Consider the following 20,173-nt stretch of genomic DNA (forward strand, 5'->3'; position numbering starts at 1 on the left):
TAAACCTTACATTAAAACTATCAAACAAAACTGAGACACGCTACTTGATTTTAAATGTCATTCTCTGAACCTAAAGTCGCAAAGACTAACAAACGTTATAAAAAACAAAAATTAGAGTCAAAATGTCTCTTAAATATTTCAATATCAAATACTTAAATTCAATTTGAGATAACTTCCGTTTAACACTTCCAAACAATAAATTGCGATTTGCCAGCAAACACCGCCCCTTGAATTTTATTAACGTCAAGACTGTTCATAGAAACATAAAAACATATAAATAATTTCTTGATTCTAAGAACGTCATAAAAATAAAACTCTACTCAAAGCACGGGGACAGTAACAATGAAAAAACTATTTCATTACCTGACAATCTTGTTTATACAACTTGCTTTTTTGTCACCAGTTATTGCTGGCGAAAAAGTTGATCAATCGGTCGATCTTGCCGGTAACCGTCAAGCAACCTGGTATTTACCTGACGACGAGCCGCAAGGATGGATTTTGTTGCAGCACGGCTTCCAAAGAAATAAGAGTCGTCTGGATCACATTGCAACAACTTATATGGATAACGGCATTATGGTGTTAGCGATTAACGCAAACTCAACAGGTGGTAATCGCTCACTTGCTCGAGATATTGCTGATGCACTAGTTGATAGCCCACTGACACCTCCTAATGGATATGAGCTTCCTGAGAAACTTATCTTGGCGGGACATTCTGCCGGAGGACTTATGATGAGTTACACAGGTGGTCGATTAGCTGAAAGAGGACACGAAGCATTCAGTGGTCTAATCATGTTTGACCCAGTGGATAAAGACAATGGGATGCAACCCAACAACCAGGCAGTTATCGATTACGGTCGTAAAGTACTATCAATCTTAGCTAATTCTGGTTCTTGTAATTCAAATAACAACGCAGTTTCTCCTTTACGTGCCTTATCAGATGAATACGTTGGAATTAAACTGACTAACGGTTCAAAACATTTCGATGCAGAAGGTAATTCAACCGGAGGTATTGCAGCTTGGATTTGCGGCGGCGAAGGAAGTGCTCAAAACATTACTTACTTGCAAGACTTCGCGATTAACTGGGCAAGAGATATGATTTCTGGCCAAATCAATGCCGACTACTATCCCGGTGGCGCTAAAGTTAGTGAGTTAATTAACAATGGCGACGGAGAGCTTATTAAAGAAATCACAATTACTCCACCTGCTGCGGAATTTTCATTTTCTGTAAATGAGCTTTCGGTTTCGTTTACAGATGAATCAAGCGCAGGCGATGATGACTACCCAATTCAATCTCATGAGTGGTCTTTCGGCGATGGCCAATCTTCCATGGAGCAAAATCCAACTCACACTTATACCAATTCAGGTTCTTATACAGTAGAACTAACCGTTACAGATACCAATGGTGGTACCAGCTCAATCTCTAAGCAAGTAACTGTGAGTACCACAGACGTAGTTCCTGATGCGAGTTTTAATCATTCAGCGAATGGTTTTGTTGTGAGCTTTACTGATACCAGTACTGACAGCGATGGAACCATTACTCAATGGTCTTGGGATTTTGATGATGGCAACACATCTTCAGATGCAAACCCAACTCATGACTTCGGTACTGCAGGAACTTACTTTGTTTCATTAACAGTTACCGATAATGACGGCAATGTTGATACCGAAAGCAAAGAAATTGTTCTCACTGATCGCCCTGATTGTGCTCCTGAAGAAGGCTGCTTGAGAAATGGTGATACCATTGAGAACTTATCAGACTCTCGTGGCGGCACAGTCTTTTATTATATGGACGTTCCTGCCAATGCATCGGATCTTGAATTTGCAATTTCTGGTGGTTCTGGTGACGCAGATATTTATGTACGTTACGGTCAAGAGCCTACGACAAGTCAGTATGATTATCGTCCCTATAAAAACGGTAACAATGAAACTGTATCAGTTGCATCTCCTGATGCTGGTATTTGGCACGTTATGATTCGAGGATACAGTAGTTACTCAGGCTTAACACTAACTGCAGATTATTCTACAAGCGATACAAATGAAGCTCCTGTTGCAGAATTTTCATCGTCTAACTCAGGCTTAACAGTGTCTTTTACAGACGCTAGTAGCGACAGTGATGGAACAATTGCAGAGCGACTTTGGTCATTTGGCGACGGTTCTGATTCTACAGAATCAAATCCAACTCACACTTACGATCGAGCCGGTACTTATACGGTCACTCTAGTTGTTAGTGATGATGATGGAACAACGGATCAAATCAGTAAAACGGTTGTAGTCTCTGAGGATAGTAATGGAGCAACGCCTCTTATCAATGGTCAGCCAATTGAAAACTTATCTGGCGCACGAAATGACGAAATCATGTTTGTCATGGATATTCCTGCCAATACACAATTTGTCGATTTCCAAATTTCAGGTGGAACAGGTGATGCCGATATGTATATTCGATTTGGAGCGCAACCTACCCAAAGTCAGTTTGATTATCGACCCTATGTCAGTGGTAATGATGAGACAGTTTCCATACCTAGCCCTGAGGCTGGCAAGTGGTACATCATGCTACAGGGCTACCAAAGTTTCGAAGGAGTTACATTATCAGGATCGTTTTAATGGATTAAAAATAAGAATAACGAGTTAGGTCCAAAATTTAGCTGGGCAATTGCCCAGCTTTTTTGTGTTTTGAAATTACAAATAGCCTTCACTTTCTTTTCGATAAAAAACAACCGTATGATTGCCTAAAGAATCGTGATAGTGGTCCGTTTTGATATAGCTCATTCCCAACTTTGTCATAATTTTTATTGAGGCTGTATTCTCCGGTAATGCAATTGCTGAAAAATATTTTATCGTAGGATCTTTAGATACAGCATTCATAATGTGCTGTGCAGCTTCCGTTGCATAACCTTGCCCCCAAAATTCTCGTTTAAAACGCCATCCAAGTTCAATGTTCTCAAACTCTGGCAACTCAGAAAAAAAATGCATAGGTCGAACCAAAACCCAACCAAGAAATTTGCCATTCTCTTTCAAGTTAACTTGCCATAAACCCCAACCCTTCTCAAAGTTAGAGAAAGCTTGAAGTCGAGGGATCATTGTGTTTTGAATGTCGGAGCGAGTAGAAATTTTTCCACCATTGATGAAACGCATCACTTCAGGATCTTGATCCAGTTCCCATAGTAGTTCCGAATCTTCCTTAGTCATTAAACGAAATCGCAAACGATCCGAATCCTCAATTTTCATTTACTATCCTAAATACTTATTCTCACAACGCTTGAGCTTCGCAATTTTATTACAAAATATTTTTCTCTCAAGTCATTTATAATACGACAATCGAGTCTCAACCAGTTACAATACACAGCAACTTATATTGAGAGATTATCATATGACAGCTTTAAACACCTGGAATATACGCAATCTAGCAGGTCGAATACCTGCCGGTATTGCTGTGCTCAGTCAAAAGCATATGGATACAGAACAAGGGTATTCACCTTTGAATTAGCGCTCTCAATTCTGGGAGCTGCGGCTTCCGGATAAATAAAACCGATCAAAAACTTTAAAGAGATCGATAAACCCGGTAGCCGAGAGGACACCGGGTTTTTTATGCCCATAAAAAAATAGTTATAGTTGAGGATACATTTTTGATAGCGAAAAAGAAGTGTTAATTACCGCATGATAAGTGGCAGACCAGCATTTTAATTCCGTTTAATCCAATTATTAATTGGAGGCTTTCGCTCGCCAAAAAATAACCATAACTATTTGTTTTTATTGTACTTTTCAAATATTTTCGTTGACAAATTTGATATCTCCGTTACAATGGGCTCCATCAATTTAACAAACATTTAACTGAGTACTTCAATGACACTTTTTAACGCACGCATACAAATATCACTCGACAGTCAACATGGACTGAAGAGCTTCTCTTGTGCGTCTCGCTCAGAGAAAAATTAACGTTAAGGTCTTACAGTTTAGTGAGGCCTATATTGCCTCGCAGGATAAAAAAACCCGGTGAGGAAATAAACCCACCGGGTTTTTTATTGAAATTTTTTCGTTAGAGAAGAAATTAGATGAATACAGTTAAACGAATATAAAGAGCTAATTTAGAGCATTGATAAAAAGCTTTAGATTGTCATTAAATTTTTGGCTCTGTAGTTTAACGGTAAAACAGCGGACTTATACCCCGTAGCGACAGATAATCGGCTGATCTCGGTTTGACAAATTTGTCTGGAATAAATTTGAACATCCGAAGGATGGCCGAAGGTGTAGGACAGGAGGTCCAGAATAACTCCGAGCGGAGCCACTATTTTTAGATTTTTAATTATGAATAAACAAAAACACATGAAAACAATACGACTTTGCCCGAGTTATTACTGGCATAGCGAACGATATTTTCAATCAATGAATAACCGTCGTCTTGGTCATTCAAGTAATGAGAACAAAGGTGATCCGTTACAAAACGAATCACTACAGCAACAGAAAAAAGACGATATACACATGTGATCTTTCTTAATTGAAAAGGTCACACTGGTGGCCTTTAAGGAATTGCTTAGCAACCCGAGTGGCCACAAAGCCCTCGGGTTTTTTATTGCCAACGCCAAGTTGCCACGGCAATTGCTCTTTAACAATTTGCATACATTTGGAGTGCGCACAGAGACGGGTCGGCTGTGCCGGACTGTAAATCCGGTCCTGACCATAGGTTTCCTGGTTCAACAAATTTGTCGGGAACAAATTTGAATATTCGAAGGATGGCCGAAAGTGTAGGTCAGGAAGTCCGAAGTAATCCGGGGCACTCCACCAAATTATAGGAAGTCTTAGCGGAAAGAGTATGGGTAGCGGCAACAGTTTCCAAAACTGTCTGATCGTGGTTCAAATTCTTACCGGCATGCTTTGGAGAGTAATCTCGAATGGTTTGAGTCCCGGTTGCTAACCGATGAGACAGTGAAAACGGTTTTAGTTTGACTAATTTGCCAGGAGCAAATTTGAACATCCAGAGGATGGCCGAAGGTGTAGGACAGGAAGTCCGAAATATTCCAGTGCTCTCCGCCAAATTTGAGAAGTTTTGTCGCTGACTAATAGATATTTAAATGCATGGATGTTTCATATTCTTTTAGATTCCGTAACCGACCAACTTCCTTTGAAACAAAAATATCCCTATCGTCTAGCGGTTAGGACTCCTGACTTTCTATCAGGATACCGGGGTTCGAATCCCCGTAGGGATACCATTTTTTAAACGCGTTAATCGCAACGCCGCCACGAAAGCAACACCGAAAAGCAGTAATGCACGGTGATAAGCAAGGACGCTTTTTGCTTTTTTTATTTTAATGACTCGTGTCTTTAAGTGTGGCCATAGCTCAACAGGTTTGAGCTTGTTTACCTTTCACTTATTTTTCACTGTTACTTCTAAACTTTTTTCAATCTAGGCGAGAGGAAAGCAGTTGGGTCATTCCCAATAAACGACGAACAACAACGAGTGATAAAAGTTTAGAAGTAACCCGAAGAGCTGGGCTATTTTTCCTTCCAGCTGCGTTGTCAGTCGTGTTAATAGAATAACTATTAATCACTCTTTCCGCCTTGCTGGATAAAAAAATAGTCTCCGGCAGTGATAATAAGTGAAAGGTAACCAGGCTCTAGATTCAAGGTTGTGCTCCTTGTGGTTTCGGTTCGAGTCCGGATGGTCACCCCTAAATACATGAATAAATGGAAAAACAATCAACGGATGATTTTTTAAGGACATTCTTTTGCGAAGGATCGCAATTTATTTTGGAACAGTAGCTCAAAGGAAGAGCGTTGGCCTGTTAAGTCAATGGTTACGTGTTCGAGTCACGTCTGTTCCGCCAATTTAACCGGAGTCTTGGCATAGTGGTTGTACATCGGCCTTTTAAGCCGACATAGGTTGGTTCGATTCCAACAGGCTCCACCATTTTTAAAAAAGGAAATCATGAAATGTACAACATAAAAGACATGCTCAAGGATAAAGTCGTATTTTTTGTTAAGTACCGAAAAGGTGAATTAATTTACAAAACTGAATGTGGATTCCATTTTCCAATTCCTATTTCAGATACGGGTGATGGAGTATTTCTAGCGCAAGACAAAGGACTTACTTTTATGCGTTGGGTACGTAAACACATCGAGTCTATTGAAAAAGAGACTCAACGAATCGAATAAATAATCAGAAGCTCGTATAACGTTTATTAAGGAGGTCAAAATGAAAGTGTTTCTCGATGATGTTCGCAATGCGCCTAAAGGCTGGAAACGTGTTTTTTGGCCTCAAGATGCGATTGCACTGCTCATGACAGGCATGTGTTGATGAAATCAGCCTCGACCACGATTTAGGTAATGATAAACGCGGAACAGGTTACGATGTTATCACGTGGATGGAACGCGCAGTGATGGAACGGGGACTCATACCGCCAATCATAAAAATTCACTCGGCGAATCCGGTAGCTCGTCGACGCATGGAAGCAGGAATTCGCAGTATCGAAAATCGTTACCGTAATCGAAATTATCGATAATTAATGAGGGCAGGCAGCAGAATGACTTTGTATAAATATTAAATCATTGATCGAATTGCAAACCTTGTCCCCAATTTTGAGCACTATTAACTGGACACGAAATTTGAGGAGGAAACGGTGAATGCTCAACTACTTAAATTGGATAAGGCTGGAAGGCCTATCAACTGGATAGGAATACAAGAGGCTGCAACGCTTTATGTAAAAGATGCAGTACTATGGACCTTCGGTAATCCTGAAATTGTGATACATGGAGGAATTAATCGTCAAACGCAAATGCAGTCCAGATTAAAGTTTGCACCAGTCATTGCTGTTGAAGGAAAACTTCATAAAGATGCCGCTCGCGTTCCTCACTTAACCAATTCTCTGCTGTTCGCTCGCGATCATAATTTGTGTATGTACTGTGGAGAAAAATTTGCCAGGAGCCAACTCACCAGGGATCATATTTATCCTAAAGGGTTGGGAGGAAGGGACTCTTGGGAAAATTGCGTAAGCGCATGTCGCTCATGCAATAATCGAAAAGGATGTCGCACGCCAGAACAAGCAGGAATGAAGTTGTTAGCAATACCTTACAAGCCTAATAAATTTGAATATTTGGCTTTGTCGAACAGAAACATTCTTGCCGATCAAATGGCATTTTTAGAAAAAGGATTTTCCAAAAGAAACCGTCAGTTTTCATAAGCTGGCGGTTTTTTTTCGCCTCAAATAATTAATTTAATCATTTTATTTAAATTATTGGTTTTGTATTTCTTACTGCAATCCATAAAAGTCAGTCTTTAAACATAAAGCAAGCTATCAATAATTAGAGTTTTCTTAGAATTAATTTGAGAAAAGAAAAAGCCGACGAATTCGTCGGCTTTTTTTGAATTTGGTCGGAGCGAGAGGATTTGAACCTCCGACCACTTGCACCCCATGCAAGTGCGCTACCAGGCTGCGCCACGCTCCGAATATGCATCCGAGTAAACATCGACTCGGACGCGCAATGATAATGATTTATCGGAAAAAAGCAATTACTTTTCCCCACATAGTTAAACAGTGTTAATTATTTGTATAAAAAGGAGATTTCAGTGGTTAATAACTAAGCTTTTAAAATTCGAACGACATCTTCAAGCTCATTAATCAGCAACTTAACTGTCTCTTTCGATAACCCGCTTTCGCTGCTCGACTCTTCACTGCTTTCAAGCTGTTGGCGGGCGCCACCAATAGTGAATCCTTTATCATATAAAAGCTCGCGAATTTCACGAATTACCATCACATCTTCGCGTTGATAGTAACGACGATTTCCACGACGTTTGACAGGCTTGAGCTGTGGAAATTCCTGTTCCCAATAACGGAGAACATGCGGTTTCACTTGGCACAACTCGCTCACCTCACCAATAGTGAAGTATCGTTTAGCCGGTATCGGCTTTAACTCGTTATTGTTGCTCGCTTCCAGCATACGCCTCTACTCGGGCCTTCAACTTTTGTCCTGGTCGGAATGTCACCACACGACGCGCAGAAATAGGGATCTCTTCACCGGTTTTAGGATTACGACCGGGCCTTTCGTTTTTATCACGCAAGTCAAAATTCCCGAAGCCGGAGAGCTTTACTTGCTCACCATTCTCCAGGGCACGTCGCACCTCTTCAAAAAATGTCTCAACCATTTCTTTAGCTTCACGTTTATTCAAGCCCAATTCCTCAAATAAACGCTCTGCCATATCCGCTTTGGTCAATGCCATAAACAACCCCTCAAGGTTAGTCTCTCAACACGGCACCAAGTTGTGTCTCGAGCTGCTTTACGGTTCTATCGACAACTGCGCTGACTTCAGCATCCTTAAGCGTACGTTTAGCATGCTGTAAAATCAGAGCTAGCGCAACACTTTTTCGGCCAGAACCCACACCTTCGCCACGATAGATGTCGAATATGTTTATATGTTTTAGTAGATTTCCAGCTGTTTGTCTAATTAAATCAATAAGTTGCGCTACTTCAACTTGTTCATCCACAACTACAGCAAGATCACGTCTTATTGAAGGATATCGCGAAAGTTCAGCGAACTTAGGTAACTTTCGGTTGATGATCGCATCAAGATCCAGCTCGAATAAGTACAAATCTTGCTCCAAACCGAGCAATTTTTTCTTGTTCGGATGTAATTTACCAACCCACCCAATCGACTTATCAGACTGATAAATTCGTGCCGACTGTCCAGGATGTAAACTTGGATGACTTTCTAATTTAAACAGATAACTGCCTGAATTTACAGTTAATTTTAATAAAGATTCCAAATCACCCTTTAAATCATAGAAATCGACTGGTCGAGACTTTCCTTCCCAACTTTCATCCGCTAATGATCCACCAATTACAGCGGAAATTGTCGGTATCTGTTTAAGCCCGTTTTCATAATTTTCGAATCTGAGACCTATTTCAAATAATTTAACTCGCTCTTGCTGACGATTGAAGTTATATTCCGCCGCCTTAATTAATGCTGGCCACTGAGAAGTTCTCATGACTGAAAGCTCAGACGATATAGGGTTCAATAATTCAATAGAGGGAACTTCAGGGTTGATTGCCTGCTGTAACTCAGGCTCACCGAAACTGTAAGTAATCGCTTCTTGATAACCTCGAGCCACTAATAAGTTTCTAACTTGAGACTTGCGCACCTTGTGCTCAGGCTGATTCACCATCTTCATTTCGTTTCGAGGAATTTGAGATGGAACATTGTTGTATCCATAGACTCTTACCAATTCTTCTATGAGATCCTCTTCGATAGAAATATCAAAACGATAAGATGGAACCGTAACCGACCATCCCGAATCATTTGGTGTTAATGACATTCCTAGACGAGTTAAGATATCTTCAATTTGCTGATCACCTATTTTAATTCCGAGTAACTTTTCAACTCGTTCTCTTCTCAATTCAATAGGCGCTTTAGTCGGCATATGCTCTTGAGAACAAATATCGAGGACAGGTCCGGCTTGACCACCACAAATATCAATTAATAATTGAGTCGCCCGCTCCATTGCTTGAAGTTGAAGTTGGTAGTCGACGCCTCGCTCAAAACGATGCGATGCGTCAGTATGCAAACCATAACTTCTCGCCTTTCCCGCCAGAGCGATAGGCTGAAAAAATGCAGCCTCAAGTAAGATATCTGTCGTCTCAGGACTAATACCCGAGTGTTCTCCTCCCATAACACCCGCAATAGCCAGACACTTCTTATGATCGGCTATCATCAAAGTATCATTAGAAAGTTCAACTTCTTTACCGTCAAGAAGTACTAACTTCTCGCCTGGTTTCGCAAACCTAACCTTTATTCCGCCCTCGAGCTGGTTAAGATCGAATGCATGCATAGGATGACCAAGTTCCAACAATACATAGTTTGTAATATCAACAGAAGGATCAATCGCTCGGACACCCGCTCTTTCTAAACGCTGTTTCATCCATGCAGGAGTTTTTGAATTAAGATTAATACCTTTAATGACTCGTCCAACATAGCGAGGGCAAGCTTCAGGTGATTCTAATTCAATACTAAATTTATCATCGATTGTTGGTGCAACAGATTTACATTCTGGCTCATCGACCTGAGTTGAATTAAGAACACCAACCTCACGCGCGATTCCTCTCATACCAAGGCAATCTCCACGATTTGGTGTTAAATCAACTTCAATAACGGTATCTTTCAAATCAAGATAGTCGACAAGCTGCTGCCCGACTGGCGCATCTTCATTCAGCTCCATGATGCCATCGCTCTCTTCCGAGAGTTGAAGCTCTTTCTCAGAACAAAGCATTCCGAAAGAAGCAACGCCTCGTAATTTCGCTTTCTTTATTTTGAAATCGCCTGGTAATATTGTTCCAATAGTTGCCACAGCAACTTTAAGCCCTGCGCGAGCATTAGGTGCACCACAAATAATTTGCAGGTTTTCTTCACCATCAACATTAACTTCACACACTCTTAATTTATCGGCATCAGGATGCTGCTCCGCTTTAACAATTTCACCGACAACAACACCAGACAGTTCATCGCCAAAAACTTCAACGGCATCAACTTCAAGCCCAGCCATGGTTAACTGCTCTGCCAACACATCCGTTGAAACTTCAGGGTTGACCCACTCTCTTAACCACTTCTCACTAATTCTCATTTCTATATTCCGCTAAATTCTGTTTATCGGGCAACGCCCAAGATTCAATCTTTTGTTTAAGAACCCGTTTAATTAAATTGCTTAAGGAATGTTAAATCGTTTTCAAAAAACAATCTTAGGTCGTTCACTCCGTAACGCAACATCGTCAATCGCTCAACGCCCATTCCAAATGCATAACCAGAATATTTTTCACTATCGATACCAACGGACTTCAGGACATTTGGATGCACCATTCCACATCCTAAAATCTCTAACCAACCAGTGTGACTACAAACTCGACAACCATCGCCGCCACACATGACACATTGGATATCGACTTCCGCAGATGGCTCAGTAAAAGGGAAATAAGAAGGACGAAATCTCACAGCGAGATCTTTTTCAAAAAAGTTCTTTAAAAACTCATCCAAAACACCTTTCAAGTCAGCGAAACTTGTTTTCTCATCGACCAACAATCCTTCAACCTGATGAAACATTGGAGTATGTGTCAAGTCAGAGTCACATCGATAAACTCGACCAGGAGCAATAATTCGCACAGGCGGCTTTTGTTTTTCCATTGTTCTAATTTGCACGGGAGAAGTGTGTGTTCGTAGCAATAACGATTCACTAAAATAAAAAGTATCATGCATTGCCCTTGCCGGATGATGACCAGGAATATTTAAAGCCTCGAAATTGTGGTAGTCATCTTCAATCTCAGGACCTTCTTCAACACTAAAACCGATTTGCGCAAAATACTCTTCAATTCGTTCGAGAGTTCTATTAACAGGATGAATTCCACCGACATCCGATTGCCGCCCAGGTAAAGTAACATCAATTGACTCTTTCTCGAGCTGCTCTGCAATTCGTTCGTTTTCGAGCACTTCGCGACGCGCATCGATGGCTTGCTGAACTTCTTGTTTTGCGACATTAACTTTTTGTCCAAATGCAGGACGCTCTTCTTTAGGCAATGCGCCAAGTTGTTTCATTTGAGACGTGATCAACCCTTTCTTTCCCAAAAATTCGACCTTTACTTGCTCTAGAGCATGCAAATTTTCGGATTGTTCAACCGCCTTTTTTCCGTCCGCGATAAGATTTTCTAACGATGACATGACATCTATACCTGTTATCAGAGTGCTCGATTAACTTTACAACGACTTTTTAAAATGTATTTGTTTGAACTCTATTTTGTATTCAAACAAATACATTCTAACAGTTGAAATTAAATTACTTTTAAAACGAAAAAGGGAAAGAACCTAAGGCCCTTTCCCTCGTAAGGATTCCAAAAAAATCTGGAATAATGTCTTACTTACGCAGACAGGGCAGCTTTAGCTTTTTCAGCTAGTGCTGCAAAAGCGGCTTTGTCGTAAACCGCAATATCCGCTAGGATTTTTCGATCGACTTCAACTGACGCTTTTTTCAAGCCATTGATGAATCGGCTGTAAGACAATCCGCACTCACGGCTCGCAGCATTAATACGCTGGATCCAAAGTGCGCGGAACTGACGCTTACGTTGACGACGGTCACGGTAAGCATATTGTCCGGCTTTAATCACTGCTTGTTTAGCCACACGGAATACACGACTACGCGCACCGTAATAACCTTTTGCAGATTTTAAAACTTTTTTATGACGTTTGTGTGCGGTGACACCACGTTTAACTCTTGGCATGGTTCAAACCTCCCACTTATAAATACGGTAACTGACGATCAAGTTGAGCACAGTCGGCTGGAGCAACCATCTTCAAGTGACGAAGATGACGCTTTCGCTTAGAACTCTTCTTAGTCAGAATATGACGTAAGTGAGATTGGCCATGTTTGTAGCCACCTTTACCAGTTTTTTTAAAGCGCTTGGCTGCGCCGCGATCGGTTTTGATCTTTGGCATGGTAATAACTCCGCATTTGTTACCAATGATTGAGCTAAATCTTAGCTCTTAATTATGCTGCAGGCCGATTGATTAAATAATTAAGCAAACTGTTCTACTGCGCGCTACAGCTACCAGATATTGAGGTAAATCAACTGACTTACCTCGAGTCATCCCCAGTCGGTTGCGAATAGACCGCAAGGGATGGTTTTAAACCAGCCTCGGCAAGGAGACTTAGTTTAAATTCTTATTTCTTCTTTTTGGTGGGCGCCATGACCATGGTCATTTGACGTCCCATCATAGTTGGACGAGACTCTACTTCACCGTATTCTTCAAGATCTTTCTCGACTCGGCTGAGTAACTCCATCCCTAATTCTTTGTGCGCCATCTCTCTACCACGAAAACGAACAGTTATCTTCGCTTTATCACCGTGCTCTAGAAACTTGATGAGATTACGCAACTTAACGTTATAGTCCCCGATATCCGTTCCGGGACGAAATTTAATCTCTTTAATTTGCACTTGCACCTGCTTTTTCTTCGCCGCAGCTGCCGCTTTTTTCTTCTCAAACAAAAATTTGCCGTAATCCATGATCCGGCAAACCGGAGGTTTCGCATCAGGAGAGATTTCGACTAAATCGAGTTCTACTTCCTCGGCAGCGGCTAATGCCTCCTGCCCGCTCATTACGCCGGCTTGTTCACCGTCAGCGTCGATGAGTCTAACTTCTTTTGCTGTTATTTCTTCATTTATGCGCTGGGCCCTTTGTGGACCGGCTTTGCCTTTTGGACTTTTAATGTCTCATTCCTCCAGATAATTTCAAATTACACACTTTTTCGACCCAGGTCGTTAACAGCCTCGCTGAGTAAAGCTTCGAATTCATCGAGTTCCATAGCTCCTAAGTCTTCACCCGCTCGAGTTCTTACCGCAACTCGACCTTGTTCCATCTCTCGATCACCCACAACCAACAGATAAGGTACGCGCGATAAAGTATGCTCGCGAATTTTAAAGCCGATCTTCTCGTTTCTCAAGTCTACTTTTGCTCTAAAGCCCTTATTATTCAATGAAAGTGCGACTTTTTGAGCAAATTCCGCCTGATTATCTGTAATATTCATGATTACGGCCTGTGTTGGCGACAACCAAGGCGGGAATTTTCCTGCATATTCTTCAATCAAAATTCCGATAAAACGCTCAAGAGATCCCAAAATTGCGCGGTGAATCATAACAGGCGTCTGCTTATTCCCATCTTCACCTACAAATTCAGCTCCAAGCCGACCTGGCATAGAGAAGTCTAACTGAACGGTTCCGCATTGCCATACACGATCGAGGCAATCCCGAAGAGAAAACTCAATTTTTGGGCCGTAAAAAGCACCTTCTCCGGGTTGCAGTTCATATTCAATATCTTTGGACTTTAATGCTTCAGCTAATGCTTCTTCTGCTTTGTCCCAAATTTCATCACTACCGACACGCTTCTCTGGACGAGTCGATAACTTAATTTCTATTTTATTGAAACCAAAGTCAGCATAAACTTGATAGATCATATCGATAAGTAACGATACTTCATCTTGTATTTGATCTTCGGTACAAAATACATGCGCATCATCTTGAGTAAAGCCTCGAACACGCATCAGGCCGTGCAAGGCTCCTGATGGCTCATTACGATGACACGAGCCAAACTCAGCCATTCGCAATGGCAAGTCTCGATAGGACTTTAAGCCTTGATTATAGATCAATATATGTCCAGGACAGTTCATCGGTTTCACAGCGTATGTGCGATTCTCAGACTCAGTAGTGAACATATCGTCTTTAAACTTTTCCCAATGACCGGATTTTTCCCATAAACTGCGATCTAGCACCTGAGGGGCCTTTACTTCTTGGTAATCGTACTTTCTCAAAACATCTCGAATGTAAGCTTCTAATGTTTTAAAAATTGACCAGCCATCATTATGCCAAAACACCATTCCCGGTGATTCTTCTTGAAAGTGAAAAAGGTGTTGCTGTTTACCTAGCTTACGATGATCTCTCTTTTCAGCTTCTTCCAGTCGGTGTAAGTACTTCTTTAAATCTTTTTTATTCGACCAGCAAGTTCCATAAATCCGTTGCAGCATTTCATTGTTAGAGTCACCTCGCCAATAAGCTCCAGATACTCGCATTAACTTAAAAGCTTTTAGCTTTCCAGTACTCGGAACGTGTGGACCACGGCAAAGGTCGATAAAATCTCCCTGTTTGTACAGAGAAATATCTTCATTAGTCGGAATGCTCGCGATGATTTCTGCTTTATATTCTTCGCCCATGTTACGAAAAAACTCGACCGCTTCGTCTCTCGGCATAACCGAACGTTCGACTTGGAAATCCTCTTTCGCGAGCTCAGTCATTTTCATTTCTATCGCTTGAAGATCTTCAGGAGTGAAAGCTCGCTCGTAAGCAAAGTCGTAATAAAAACCATTATCGATAACAGGACCAATGGTGACTTGGGCTTCAGGAAACAATTCCTTAACTGCCTGAGCCAGAAGATGAGCACAAGAATGCCGTAATACTTCAAGGCCCTCTTCGTCACGTTCGGTAATTATTGCCAGGTCAGCGTCTTTAGCGATAGTAAATGTAGTATCCACTTCTTTACCGTTAACTACTCCGGCCAAAGCGGCTTTCGCCAAACCTGGACCAATGTCATTTGCCACGTCAAATACAGTGACGGGATTATCGAACTGTCGCTGACTTCCATCAGGAAGGGTAATTACTGGCATTACTAAACCTTTGATTTCTCATTGAAAGTAAAAATATAATTCTACCAATCTGTCAGATAGATTGGACAACTGGCGATTTTATATCAACTAGGCGCGCTCTGGCTACATAAGGTTATGAAAAGAAGTCATATTTTTGATTTATGAGGAGATTCTTTATATTTAATAGTGACTTTGAAAAGATGCCCGATTTAATAGAAAGCTAGTTCAAGCTCCAAAAAGCGGGTATCAAGATTAGGGTACACACCGCTACAAGAATACTCAGTGGCAGCCCTAATCTTAAATAATCACTCATTCGGTATCCACCCGCACTGTAAACCATGAGGTTGGTCTGATAACCCATCGGAGAAATAAAGCTTGCGGATGCGGCGACCATGATAGCGATCGCGTAAGGAATCAAATTATATCCCATCGCCTCAACGACGCCAGAAACAAGTGAAAATGAAATTACGGCAGCCGCATTATTCGTTACCATCTCAGTAAGTACGACGGTCATTAAGTAAACAGCTATTAATAGACCAATAGGATGATTACCTAATACCAATAGTACATTGTCGGCGATAACTTTTGCTCCACCTGAAAGCGTTAATGCTTTTCCCAACCCAAATGCCAGGCCAATTGTCAACAATACTTGTAAATCTAAACTCTGCTTTGCTCGATTAAGACTAATACATCCTGTTACCAACATCATTGCAGCTGAGCACATTGCTGCGACAACCACCGGCACCAAGCCGCTTACTCCCAAGGAAACTAGTGCGAACAAACTTATCCAGGCCCAAGGTCGTTTCTCGCCGTTATCTAAATTAAGATCTTCCAAACCGTTAACCAATAGAAAATCTCGAGAATACAGGAACTGCTCGACAAAACTTCTTCGAGCTAACATCAATAACGTGTCTCCAGGACGCAAAACGATATCGCCGGTTTTCATCTTCAACCGATAACCATTTCTAACAACAGCGATAATCGCCGCATTATAGCGCTTACGAAACTGGCCTTGTTTTACCGTTTTTCCGATCAAAGGATGATGCTGACCGATTACCGCCTCAACCAATCTGGCGCGACCAGTATTTCCCGACAACTTAAAAACTTGTTGCTCAGCCAACTTTAAGCCTTCAATTTCTAATAGCTCACTGATTGAATCAACAACTCCCGTAAACACCAAGCGATCATTTGCCACAAGTGAAACTGATGGTCCTATCGCCGCCATCACTAAATCGCCTCGAATAATTTCAATCAAATAAAGGCCATGAAGATTTCTTAATTCAGCTTGTTCCAGAGTTTTCCCTACTAGAGGACCATCTGCACTAACGAGCATTTCCACACAATACTCTCGCGTTTTACCTAATGAGCTTCGTGGAGAACGTCTTTCTTTTAATAATCTTTTTGAAAAAATTGCAAGGTATAGAATTCCAACAATGGTAATCGGAACTCCAATCAAAGCAATGTCGAAAAACCCGAGATTATTTTTAAATTCTGATTCTTGAATAAACCCATATATAATTAAATTTGTGCTTGTGCCCACTAAAGTACATGTTCCGCCTAGAATGGCTGCGTAACTGATGGGTAAAAGAAAACTGCTATTACTCCAGCCTTTCTTTTTACTCCAACTCGAAATAGAGGGTATTAAAGCAGCAACAATGGGTGTGTTATTTAACAATGAACTTAACAAAGCTACTGGCGCGGCTGTTTTTATCACACCTTGCTCTACCGTCTTAACACCCGATGTAATTTTTTGAATTAAAGGTTTAAGGGCACCACTTTCATTCATACCTGCAGCAACCACATACAAGCAAGCAACCGTTATAAGCCCTGGATTAGAAAAACCTGACAGAGCTTGCTCAACTGGAATAACCTGAAATAACAGAAGGGATAATAATCCACCGCCAAAAATTAATTCTGGCTCTTTTCGCGTAAATAGCAGCGCCAAGAAACACGCGAATACAACCGACAAAACCAGATAAGGTTGCATAATTATTTAGCTGTTTCTGTTAATTATTTTTTTTGTATATAAAAAATCAATCACTTGTTGAGCCGAAGCCTCTATGGATTGTTCATTTGTCTTAATGTGGATTTCTGGTTGCTCCGGTGTTTCATAAGGAGAGGAAATACCCGTGAAATGCTTTATTTCTCCTTGCCGTGCTTTTTTATACAGTCCTTTCGGATCTCTTTGTTCACAAACACCAAGTGGCGTATCAACGTATACCTCGATAAATTTGTCACCAGCAAATGCTCTTGCTTGCTCACGATCTTCTTTAAATGGAGAAATAAATGCCGTTCCTACAATCAATCCTGAATCAATAAATAATTTCGAAACTTCTGCTATTCGTCGTATATTTTCTTTTCTCGATGCATCATCAAATCCAAGATCAGCATTGAGTCCATGACGGATATTATCACCATCCAATAAATAACTGTGGCAACCTAATTCATATAACTTGCGATCGACCGCATTCGCGATAGTTGACTTTCCAGAACCAGACAACCCGGTATACCATAATAAGCAAGCATCATGGCCTTTTTGAGAAACTCTTTCATCATGTTCAACGGCTGCATTATGCCAAACAATATTGGAGCTCATTACACTCTCCCATGTCCCATATTTTATCTTCAACCAACAAAAAAGCCCCTTGCCAGGGGCTCTTAATTTTTCTTAATATAAAGTTAACTCAATTTTGTATTCAGTTCAGGAAAATGCTTTCTCAACAGCTCAATAAGATCTTTTTCAAAAGGACTCAAAGCCACTTTTTCATGTTGATGCTCAGTCTTTCCAATTAAAGCAGACTCGATCATTCCTGCTCCAACAGTTAAATTAGACATCCGGTCAATAATAATAAATCCACCGGTTTGCTTATTTTTCTGGTAAGCATCAAAAACAACGGGTTCCGATAGGCTTACATCAACCGAACCAATTTCATTTAACTCTAAAAAGTTTGCGTCGTTTTCTTCCAAAGTATTAACATCGATTTGATGGCGAATTTTTTCGAACTCACCCGTCACTTGTTTACTTGCAAGCTTAAAATAATACTCTCGACCCGGTTTCATTGGATCATCGTGCATCCAAATGATCTTTGCACGGAGACGAGGTGACACATGGGGCAAAGCGTCCTTTTTAACGATCATATTGCCACGACTGACATCAACTTCATCATTTAAAGTCAATGTGACGGCCATCGGCGCGGAAGCTTCATTAAGCTCACCATCATAAGTTACGATTGATTTGATGGTCGAAATCGTTCCTGAGGGTAATACACGAATTGTATCACCCACCTTAACATTACCTGCTGCAATGGTTCCTTGAAATCCACGAAATTCGGAGTTCGGCCGACTGACAATCTGAACGGGAAAACGGAAATCGTCGTTTAGATGAGCTGATTCAATATCAGTTTTCTCAAGATACTCCATCAATGTTGAGCCACGAAACCACGAAAGATGTTCACTCGGATTAACCACGTTATCACCTTTCAATGCAGAGATAGGCACGAAACGAATGTCGGGAATATCTAATGAACCTGCTAATTCTAAATATTCATCCTGAATTTCTTTGTAACGGTCTTGTGAATAGTCCACCAAGTCCATTTTATTGACAGCGACTATAACTTGCTTTATTCCTAAAAGAGAGCAAATAAAACTGTGGCGACGTGTTTGCGTTTGAACGCCTTTGCGGGCATCGACTAAAATAATCGCCAGATCACAAGTAGAAGCTCCAGTAGCCATATTTCGAGTGTATTGCTCGTGGCCAGGCGTATCAGCAATGATGAACTTTCTTTTATCTGTCGAAAAATATCGATAAGCGACATCAATCGTTATACCTTGCTCACGCTCAGACTGAAGACCATCGACTAAAAGAGCCAAGTCTACTTCATCCCCTTGAGTACCCACTCGTTTACTATCTTCTGAAATGGCTGCTAACTGGTCTTCAAAAATCATTTTACTATCGTGCAACAAACGCCCAATCAATGTGCTTTTACCGTCATCCACACTTCCACAAGTAATAAAACGTAATAACTCTTTATTTTCGTGTTGCTTCAAGTAAGCCAAGATATCTTGTTCTATTAGAGGCGATGCATGACTCATCAGAAATACCCCTCCATTTTCTTCTTTTCCATAGAGCCAGCTGAGTCACTATCAATAACTCGCCCCTGACGCTCAGACGTTTTGGTCAACAACATTTCTTGAATAATTTCCGGTAACGTCTCTGCTTCAGACTCGACCGCTCCAGTCAATGGATAGCATCCTAACGTGCGAAAACGAACTTTTTTCATCATCGGCTCTTCACCGTCACCTAGAGGCATACGATCGTCATCAACCATTATCAAGGTGCCATCGCGTTCGACAACCGGACGCTCTTTAGCAAAATACAAACTCGGAATCGGTATTCCCTCTAAGTAGATGTATTGCCAAATATCAAGCTCGGTCCAATTAGACAATGGAAATACTCGGATGCTTTCTCCCTTATCTACCTTGCCGTTATATATATTCCATAACTCAGGACGCTGATTTTTAGGATCCCAACGGTGATTTTTATCTCGAAATGAATATACTCGCTCTTTTGCTCGAGACTTCTCTTCATCTCGACGAGCCCCACCAAAAGCAGCGTCGAACCCAAATTTATCCAATGCCTGTTTAAGAGCTTGTGTTTTCATGATATCCGTATGTTTGGCTGAGCCATGATCAAATGGATTAATACCCATTTTCTTGCCTTCTTCATTCTGATGAACGATTAATTCGAAATCCATATCCTTAGCCATTTGGTCACGAAACTCAATCATCTCCCGAAATTTCCAGGTAGTATCAACATGCATTAAGGGGAATGGAATTTTGCCAGGATAGAAGGCTTTTTTAGCGAGATGCAATAACACCGATGAATCTTTACCTACTGAGTAAAGCATCACCGGCTTTTCAAACTCTGCTGCGACCTCTCGAAAAATGTGGATAGACTCCATTTCGAGGGCTTTTAAGTGATTGATTTTTTTTGAAATCATTAGAATACAATTCAGC

19 protein-coding genes and 5 tRNA genes are annotated in these 20,173 nt (G+C 41.0%); 10 read left to right on the top strand and 14 right to left on the bottom strand.

All coding sequences use genetic code 11. The features are described from left to right. Positions 1 to 342 precede the first annotated feature (342 nt). On the top strand, positions 343 to 2,601 hold the full coding sequence (locus FAX86_RS22750) for a PKD domain-containing protein (RefSeq protein ID WP_144393522.1): 2,259 nt from the start codon (positions 343 to 345) through the stop codon (positions 2,599 to 2,601). A gap of 75 nt (positions 2,602 to 2,676) precedes the next feature. Here the strand turns inward: FAX86_RS22750 and FAX86_RS11295 are convergent, their stop codons facing one another. Further along, positions 2,677 to 3,225 carry a GNAT family N-acetyltransferase gene (locus FAX86_RS11295; protein ID WP_144393523.1) on the bottom strand — a complete coding sequence of 183 codons (549 nt, stop codon included), beginning with the start codon at positions 3,223 to 3,225 and terminating at the stop codon, positions 2,677 to 2,679. Between the two features lie 899 nt (positions 3,226 to 4,124). Here FAX86_RS11295 and FAX86_RS22200 point away from each other — a divergent pair. The 9 genes from FAX86_RS22200 (at position 4,125) to FAX86_RS11330 (ending at position 7,172) form a co-directional block, all read left to right on the top strand. Continuing rightward, positions 4,125 to 4,282, top strand: a tRNA-Ile gene (locus tag FAX86_RS22200). Between the two features lie 20 nt (positions 4,283 to 4,302). After that, complete coding sequence (locus FAX86_RS11300; RefSeq protein ID WP_144393524.1) at positions 4,303 to 4,482, top strand: hypothetical protein; 180 nt, start codon at positions 4,303 to 4,305, stop codon at positions 4,480 to 4,482. Positions 4,483 to 5,129: 647 nt separating this feature from the next. Beyond that, positions 5,130 to 5,204 (top strand) — tRNA-Glu (locus FAX86_RS11305). A gap of 540 nt (positions 5,205 to 5,744) precedes the next feature. Further along, positions 5,745 to 5,819 (top strand) — tRNA-Asn (locus tag FAX86_RS11310). Positions 5,820 to 5,827: 8 nt separating this feature from the next. After that, a tRNA-Lys gene (locus tag FAX86_RS11315) sits at positions 5,828 to 5,902 on the top strand. A 23-nt stretch (positions 5,903 to 5,925) separates the two neighbouring features. Continuing rightward, positions 5,926 to 6,147, top strand: a complete 222-nt coding sequence (locus tag FAX86_RS11320) for a hypothetical protein (protein WP_144393525.1) — start codon at positions 5,926 to 5,928, stop codon at positions 6,145 to 6,147. A gap of 40 nt (positions 6,148 to 6,187) precedes the next feature. Beyond that, entirely contained in the window at positions 6,188 to 6,289 is a 102-nt protein-coding gene (locus FAX86_RS22835; protein WP_342778954.1) for a cyclic-phosphate processing receiver domain-containing protein, read from the top strand. Positions 6,290 to 6,293: 4 nt separating this feature from the next. After that, positions 6,294 to 6,494, top strand: a complete 201-nt coding sequence (locus tag FAX86_RS22840) for a cyclic-phosphate processing receiver domain-containing protein (RefSeq protein WP_342778955.1) — start codon at positions 6,294 to 6,296, stop codon at positions 6,492 to 6,494. A gap of 117 nt (positions 6,495 to 6,611) precedes the next feature. Beyond that, the gene (locus FAX86_RS11330) at positions 6,612 to 7,172 is read left to right on the top strand and encodes an HNH endonuclease (protein ID WP_144393526.1); all 561 of its coding nucleotides are present in this window, start codon (positions 6,612 to 6,614) and stop codon (positions 7,170 to 7,172) included. Between the two features lie 188 nt (positions 7,173 to 7,360). Here the strand turns inward: FAX86_RS11330 and FAX86_RS11335 are convergent. From FAX86_RS11335 to cysD, 13 genes are all read right to left on the bottom strand, one after another. After that, positions 7,361 to 7,437: transfer RNA gene (locus tag FAX86_RS11335), tRNA-Pro, on the bottom strand. Between the two features lie 132 nt (positions 7,438 to 7,569). Further along, complete coding sequence (locus FAX86_RS11340) at positions 7,570 to 7,929, bottom strand: MerR family transcriptional regulator (RefSeq protein ID WP_144393527.1); 360 nt, start codon at positions 7,927 to 7,929, stop codon at positions 7,570 to 7,572. Beyond that, complete coding sequence (ihfA, locus tag FAX86_RS11345) at positions 7,907 to 8,209, bottom strand: integration host factor subunit alpha (protein ID WP_144393528.1); 303 nt, start codon at positions 8,207 to 8,209, stop codon at positions 7,907 to 7,909. Before ihfA ends, FAX86_RS11340 begins: the two co-directional genes overlap by 23 nt. Positions 8,210 to 8,225: 16 nt before the next feature. Next, positions 8,226 to 10,604 (bottom strand): phenylalanine--tRNA ligase subunit beta, encoded by a 2,379-nt coding sequence (gene pheT / locus FAX86_RS11350; RefSeq protein WP_144393529.1) that lies wholly within the window; start codon positions 10,602 to 10,604, stop codon positions 8,226 to 8,228. Between the two features lie 68 nt (positions 10,605 to 10,672). Next, positions 10,673 to 11,689: a phenylalanine--tRNA ligase subunit alpha gene (gene pheS / locus FAX86_RS11355; protein ID WP_144393530.1), complete on the bottom strand. Its 1,017-nt coding sequence runs from the start codon at positions 11,687 to 11,689 to the stop codon at positions 10,673 to 10,675. 197 nt (positions 11,690 to 11,886) lie between these two features. Beyond that, the gene (rplT, locus tag FAX86_RS11360) at positions 11,887 to 12,246 is read right to left on the bottom strand and encodes a 50S ribosomal protein L20 (RefSeq protein WP_144393531.1); all 360 of its coding nucleotides are present in this window, start codon (positions 12,244 to 12,246) and stop codon (positions 11,887 to 11,889) included. 16 nt (positions 12,247 to 12,262) lie between these two features. Then, positions 12,263 to 12,460 carry a 50S ribosomal protein L35 gene (rpmI, locus tag FAX86_RS11365; protein WP_144393532.1) on the bottom strand — a complete coding sequence of 66 codons (198 nt, stop codon included), beginning with the start codon at positions 12,458 to 12,460 and terminating at the stop codon, positions 12,263 to 12,265. Between the two features lie 226 nt (positions 12,461 to 12,686). Further along, positions 12,687 to 13,232: a translation initiation factor IF-3 gene (gene infC / locus FAX86_RS11370; protein ID WP_144393533.1), complete on the bottom strand. Its 546-nt coding sequence runs from the start codon at positions 13,230 to 13,232 to the stop codon at positions 12,687 to 12,689. 26 nt (positions 13,233 to 13,258) lie between these two features. Beyond that, entirely contained in the window at positions 13,259 to 15,178 is a 1,920-nt protein-coding gene (thrS, locus tag FAX86_RS11375) for a threonine--tRNA ligase (RefSeq protein WP_144393534.1), read from the bottom strand. A gap of 199 nt (positions 15,179 to 15,377) precedes the next feature. Continuing rightward, positions 15,378 to 17,144: an SLC13 family permease gene (locus FAX86_RS11380; protein ID WP_144393535.1), complete on the bottom strand. Its 1,767-nt coding sequence runs from the start codon at positions 17,142 to 17,144 to the stop codon at positions 15,378 to 15,380. A 6-nt stretch (positions 17,145 to 17,150) separates the two neighbouring features. Continuing rightward, positions 17,151 to 17,753, bottom strand: a complete 603-nt coding sequence (gene cysC / locus FAX86_RS11385) for an adenylyl-sulfate kinase (RefSeq protein WP_144393536.1) — start codon at positions 17,751 to 17,753, stop codon at positions 17,151 to 17,153. Between the two features lie 83 nt (positions 17,754 to 17,836). Continuing rightward, a complete protein-coding gene (cysN, locus tag FAX86_RS11390) occupies positions 17,837 to 19,249 on the bottom strand; it encodes a sulfate adenylyltransferase subunit CysN (RefSeq protein ID WP_144393537.1) in 1,413 nt (470 codons plus the stop codon). After that, the gene (gene cysD / locus FAX86_RS11395; protein ID WP_144393538.1) at positions 19,249 to 20,157 is read right to left on the bottom strand and encodes a sulfate adenylyltransferase subunit CysD; all 909 of its coding nucleotides are present in this window, start codon (positions 20,155 to 20,157) and stop codon (positions 19,249 to 19,251) included. The genes cysN and cysD overlap by 1 nt, the downstream gene beginning before the upstream one ends. Positions 20,158 to 20,173 lie beyond the last annotated feature (16 nt).

The organism is Pleionea sediminis, assembly GCF_007570825.1.
In the GTDB taxonomy this organism is placed as follows: Bacteria; Pseudomonadota; Gammaproteobacteria; order Enterobacterales; family Kangiellaceae; genus Pleionea; species Pleionea sediminis.